The sequence below is a fragment of the Vibrio sp. 2033 genome (genome assembly GCF_033339735.1).
On sequence record NZ_JAWOVC010000764.1, the window covers coordinates 1 to 532 of the forward strand.

Here is a 532-nt window from a genome sequence, read left to right on the forward strand (position 1 = left end):
CGACGTCGTACATATTGCGCCTGGCACTAAGCATTGGCATGGCGCAGCTAAAGACAGCTGGTTTTCACATGTAGCAATAGAAATACCCGCTGAAGGAGCAAGCAATGAGTGGTGTGAACCCGTGACGGACGAAGAGTACGCAGAGCTTGGCTAATTGAACGCTAACTTAGGACGTCGGAGATCTGACAATGACAGGCAAGCCAAGTAAATATCAAACTTACATGAGCGTAAAGATTGCGCTCATTGGTGTCGCTTTTATGGCTCCTCAAGTCGCTTCGGCATGTGGTCAACCAACGGAAGGTTCTGACGATGATCGCAATTAAAACTTCAATTAAGTCCATATTAATTTGGGTACTGACTATGACAACGATATCCGCTGTTATGCCTGCTTTTGCAACAGATAAATTGAGTAATAAAGAACGAGCCATCGTTCCAATCGCGGCTTTCACCGCAAGCGGTGACGTAGAAAAACTCATTATTAGCCTGAATGATGGTTTAGAAAGCGGCTTAACGATCAATGAGATTAAAGAAA

The 532-nt window shown here is 44.5% G+C and carries 2 protein-coding genes and 1 pseudogene; all 3 read left to right on the forward strand.

From position 1 onward, the window contains the following. A pseudogene (locus R7P74_RS28955) lies at positions 1–154 on the forward strand (cupin domain-containing protein); the annotation flags it as partial. Between the two features lie 34 nt (positions 155–188). Continuing rightward, positions 189–323, forward strand: coding sequence for a hypothetical protein (locus R7P74_RS28960; RefSeq protein WP_005477452.1), 135 nt, complete (start codon positions 189–191; stop codon positions 321–323). Positions 324–360: 37 nt separating this feature from the next. After that, on the forward strand, positions 361–532 hold a 172-nt coding region (locus tag R7P74_RS28965; protein ID WP_336624125.1), incomplete at its 3' end, for a carboxymuconolactone decarboxylase family protein.